The sequence below is a fragment of the Roseofilum sp. Guam genome (assembly GCF_017746735.1).
In the GTDB taxonomy this organism is placed as follows: Bacteria; Cyanobacteriota; Cyanobacteriia; order Cyanobacteriales; family Desertifilaceae; genus Roseofilum; species Roseofilum reptotaenium.
In genome coordinates, this window is record NZ_JAGHZN010000110.1 from 1 (window position 1) to 5,010 (window position 5,010).

Annotated in this window: 1 protein-coding gene and 1 pseudogene; both read left to right on the forward strand. The window is 44.1% G+C overall.

From position 1 onward, the window contains the following. Positions 1-80: 80 nt before the first annotated feature. Complete coding sequence (locus tag J7529_RS24300) at positions 81-4,691, forward strand: AAA family ATPase (RefSeq protein WP_318731123.1); 4,611 nt, start codon at positions 81-83, stop codon at positions 4,689-4,691. Between the two features lie 108 nt (positions 4,692-4,799). Then, a pseudogene (locus J7529_RS24305) lies at positions 4,800-5,010 on the forward strand (protein kinase); the annotation flags it as partial.

Here is a 5,010-nt window from a genome sequence, read left to right on the forward strand (position 1 = left end):
ATATTGCCCAATCTCCTCCCCCCCTCGGCAGCCAGGGGAAAACACGGGTCAAACCGGAGTGTCCAATCTCCCAGATCGTTATGAAACTGATGGCGAAGAATGCCGAAAACCGTTATCAGAGTATTTTGGGATTGAAATTTGACCTGGAAAAGTGTCAAAACCAATGGCAACAGAGGGGGAAAATCGAGCCTTTTGAGTTGGCATGCACAGATAGAAGCGATCGCTTTCTGATTCCCGAAAAACTCTACGGACGGGAAACCAGCGTACAACGATTACTGGAGGCTTTCGATCGCATCGCCCTAGGAACAACAGAAATGATGCTGGTGGCTGGGTTTTCCGGCATTGGGAAAACAGCGGTGGTTAATGAGGTTCACAAGCCGATTGTCAAACAGCGAGGCTACTTTATCAAAGGGAAATTTGACCAGTTCAATCGCAATATTCCCTTCTCAGCTTTTGTCATCGCCTTCCGGGATTTAATGGGACAGTTATTAGCAGAATCGGATGCCCAGCTTGCCCAGTGGAAAGAGAAGACTCTCGCGGCTTTGGGAGAAAATGGGCAAGTGATTATTGACGTAATTCCCGAATTAGAGCGAATCATTGGCAAACAGCCAAAAGTTGCCGAACTTTCGGGCACTGCGGCGCAAAATCGCTTCAATGTATTGTTTCAGAAATTCATTCAAGTTTTTACAACCCAAGAGCATCCCTTAGTTATTTTTGTTGACGACCTCCAGTGGGCAGATTTGGCATCGCTGAAGTTGATGGAATTGCTAATGGAGGATTCGGGAACCGGTTATCTGCTGCTTCTAGGAGCTTATCGGGACAATGAGGTATCTCCCGTTCACTCGTTAATGCTGACTTTAGATAAAATTGCTAATGCCGGAGCGACGATTGATACGATAACTCTCGCACCTTTAAGCCCAAAAAACCTTAAGTGCTTGGTCGCAGATACTCTAAGTTGTAGCCGGGAAGTAGCCCAACCTTTAACAGAATTAATTGATCAAAAAACTAAAGGGAATCCCTTTTTTGCCACCCAATTTCTCAAAGGGTTGCACGAAGATGAATTTATTGTCTTCGATCGTGATAAAGGCTATTGGTTCTGTGACATAACGCAGGTGCGGCAGTTGGCCCTGACCGATGATGTCGTCGAGTTTGTGGCTTCTCGGCTGCACAAGCTACCATCCGCCACCCAGGAGATGTTGAAGTTAGCCGCTTGTATCGGCGATCGCTTTGACTTGGAGACTTTGGCAATTGTCAGCGAACAGTCTCGAATGGAAGTGGCAGCTTCCTTGTGGAGAGGGCTGCAAGAAGGATTGGTGTTGCCCCTGGGCGAGACCTATAAGTTTTTCCAAGAGAGTGAAACAGAGGAAAAGGGACGGGCAGAAGAAATATCGGTTAGCTACAAATTTCTACACGATCGCGTCCAGCAAGCGGCTTATTCGCTCATTCCAGAAACGCAGAAAAAAGTCACTCATCTCACCATCGGCCAACTGTTACTCGGCAACTCTCGAACGGCAAAACCTGAAGATAAAGTTTTTGACATTGTCAATCAACTCAATATGGGGAGGCAGTTGATTTCTTGCCCGGAAGAACGCCATGAATTAGCCCAATTAAATTTACAAGCCGGACAGAAAGCAAAGACTTCAACCGCCTACAGTGGAGCGCTGAGATATTTAAAAATCGGACTTGAATTGCTCGACTCAGACCCCTGGAATGCCCAATACCAACTGACTTTAGATCTCTATACTGAGGTTGTCGAAGCGTCTTACCTTAATGGTGAGTTTGAGGACGCACAGAACTATAGTGAATATGTTCTGCAAAATACGAGCAATGTCTTGGATGTTGTTAAAATATACGAATTAAAGATCGGTCAAACTTTCGCAGAAAATAAAGCTAAAGCAGCATTAGAGATAGGATTAAAAAACCTCAGCAGATTAGGGATATCTCAGGAGGATATTCGTGCTTACGGACAGCGAGAAATTGTGTTATGCGATCGCGACGATTTAGCTAATAGCTCCTCCATGACCGATCCCTATAAGCTGGCCGCAATGAGAATTCTCGTTTCGATTACTTCAGCAGCGGCTATGGCTAAAACCGATCTTTTTTCTTCTCTGGTTGCCACCCAGATCCATCTATCTTTGGACGAAGGCCATTCCAGTTTAACCGCTTCTGCCTATGGTTGGTATGGCTTTCTTCTGTGTGGATATCTGGGAGATATGGAGAAAGGGTATCATGCGGGACAATTAGCCATAGATGTGTTAAACCGATTTGAAGCAACATTTCTTAAATGTGAAGTGAGGAATCTGGTTTATCAGATGAATCATTCTTGGAAAGAGCATCTCAGAACCATTACTCCTCTCTGCTTAGATACATTTAAGATTGGTATCGAGAATGGTAGTTTAATTCATGCAAGTTATAGTGCCGGAAATTACTTTGTGAACATGTTTTTGATCGGCGAGAATTTACAAGTGATGTTAGAAAATTACATCTATATCAATCGCTTTCGCAAACAAGTCAAAAGCACTCTAGTAGTCACGGATATTTGGCGGCAGCTTAACCTGAATTTACAAGGATTGGTTCAAGACCGTTTTCAACTGACGGGAGAATCCATCAATGAGGATAGTTTAGTGCCTAAAATGCTAGACTGTGGAGATACTTGGGGATTGTTTTCGTTGTTAGTTGCCAAAGAAATTTTACTCTATTTCTTAGGGGATTACGAGCAATCTGTTCAATGTGCCATTCAAGCAAAAGAATATATTTCTGCGGTCGGAGGGTGGCCGCCAATTGGGGTTCATAATTTCTATTTTTCTCTATCGTTGCTGGCGTTATATGCCGATGCCGACCCTGAGTGTCAACAGCAATATTTAGCACAAATTGCCACTAATCAAAAACAAATGTTCCTTTGGGCGCAGAGTGCTGCCATGAATTACCAGCACAAATATGATTTAGTTGAAGCAGAGCGATCGCGGATTAGAAGAAAACGAACAGAGGCCATTGAATTATACGATCGCGCCATAGCCGGAGCAAAAGACAACCAGTACCTACAAGAAGAAGCCCTCGCCAACGAACTAGCTGCCAAATTCTATTTAGATTGGGGGAAAGAAAAGGTAGCCACAGGCTATATGACCGATGCTTACTATTGCTACGCCCACTGGGGAGCTAAAGCCAAAACCGACCAACTCGAAGAAACATATCCCCAACTGCTTTCCTCGATTCTGCAACAGCCCCTTTTGCCGTTAGAGAGCAGTCTAACCACGACTAGCACTTTAAGCACTTTAATGCAAACGGCCCGTTCGAGTAGCAGCACAACCGGCTTGATGCTCGATTGGGCAACGGCGATGAAAGCGGCTCAGTCTCTATCGAGTGAAATGCACTTAGATAAACTGGTCTTAACCTTAATGAAAGCAGCGATGGAAAATGCTGGAGCTGATAGCGGTATTCTGCTACTACAGCAACTAGAAGGTTGGCAGGTTGTCGCTCTATACTCCCAAGAAAGTGGCGATTTATCCTCAAGCGAGGTCTTGACTGAACGCTCTATTCCTACCAGTGTGATTAATACAGTCAAACGTAGCCAAGAAGCGATTATTGTTAACGATTTCTCTGGCGATATCCAGTTTGCCGGTGACCCCTATCTACTGCAAGAACAACCCAAAAGCTTCCTGTGCGCGCCTATCCTCAATCAAGGCAAGCTGATCGGTATTCTCTATCTAGAAAACCATCTGGCAACCGAAGCATTTACTAGTGATCGCGTGGAACTGCTCTCTATGCTCTGTTCCCAAGCCGCTATATCTCTAGAAAATGCCCGTCTCTACGAACAAGCACAACAGGCCATCAAAGACTTACAAGAAGCCCAACTGCAATTGGTGCAAAGTGAGAAGATGTCAGCTTTGGGTAACTTAGTGGCAGGAGTGGCCCATGAAATTAATAATCCCGTAGGATTCATTGCTGGAAATATAAACCCAGCACAAGATTATGTGCAAGACTTGTTGGGATTAATAGACCTTTATCAGCAAGAATATCCCGAGCTAAATGAATCCATTGAAGAAGAAATAGAAGCAATAGACTTAGAGTTTTTGCGCTCGGATTTACTGCAACTGATTTCTTCCATGCGCTCAGGAACAGATCGAATCCGTCACATCAGTAATTCTTTACGGACATTTTCCCGCACAGATAAGGAGTATAAAGTTCCCTTTAACTTGCATGAAGGCATTGACAGCACATTGCTGATTCTCAAACATCGCCTGAAAGCTAACGAGAAGCGTCCAGCGATTTCAATTTCAAAAGAGTATGGGGATTTACCCGAAGTCCACTGTTTCCCGGGACAACTCAACCAAGTATTTATGAATCTGATTGCCAATGCTATTGATGCGTTAGAATCAGCAAATGAAGGACGCAGTTTTGACGAGATTGCCAATCAGATTAAAATTATTACCTCAGCAACACCCCAGGAGGTGACTATCAACATTGTTGATAATGGCACGGGGATGCCAGAAGAAGTTAGAGAACGTATCTTCGAGCAAGGATTTACCACTAAAGCAGTGGGTAAAGGTACGGGGTTAGGAATGGCAATCGCTCATCAAATTATTGAGGAAAAACACGGGGGTACAATCGATTGTTATTCCGAAATCAGTAAAGGTACGGAATTTATGATTTCTCTTCCTTTAGGCAATCCTAATGTGAAGAACTATGGATAAGGTTTAACCCCAAAGATATAGCTAGAGTGGTCTCGTTCACAACTTCTTAATATTGCTATAATAAGCTAAAGGAAAATCTCCCCAATCAAGTCGTTCTAAAAAACTGCCATGGCTAGTCTCAGAACTCCCCTCCAGGGCTACGAAGTCATTGAACTACTGCACTCTAGTTCCAGAACGCTAGTTTATCGAGGACTACGCTTGGCTGATCGGACTGCGGTGATTATTAAATTGCTCAACGGCGAGTATCCGACCTTCAGCGAATTGGTCAATTTTCGCAATCAATACACCATTGCCAAAAATCTCGACTTGCCCGGAATTG

Bases quoted from the DNA above. Each gene is read 5' to 3' on its own strand.
- J7529_RS24300 (WP_318731123.1), top strand. From the start codon at position 81: ATGAAACTGATGGCGAAGAATGCCGAAAACCGTTATCAGAGTATTTTG.